The 233-nt window shown below is 77.7% G+C and carries 1 pseudogene; it reads right to left on the bottom strand.

Annotation, left to right across the window (positions count from 1 at the left end):
- Positions 1-233: pseudogene (locus QWJ41_RS21465) on the bottom strand (Dyp-type peroxidase domain-containing protein); the annotation flags it as partial.

Below are 233 nucleotides of genomic sequence, written 5' to 3'. Positions count from 1 at the left end.
GGAGCCGTCGACCTGGCCGAAGAGGTTGCGCCCGGTCTGGGGACGGCCCGTGGGGTCGGTCGGGTTCCACGAGCCCACCTGGCGCCACCGCGCCCGCGCGAAGGGCGCTGCGGCGGCGACCAGGCGGCGTACGGCGTGGGCGACGGTGGTGCCGTCGCGGCCGGCCACCAGCACCGCCAGGTCGCCGCCGCTCCAGCGCTCCTGCAACCGGTCGTGACGCATCGGCGGCACGT

It is taken from the genome of Nocardioides cremeus, assembly GCF_030518195.1.
Lineage (GTDB): Bacteria > Actinomycetota > Actinomycetes > Propionibacteriales > Nocardioidaceae > Nocardioides > Nocardioides cremeus.
This window is presented reverse-complemented; position numbering and strand designations above follow the sequence as displayed.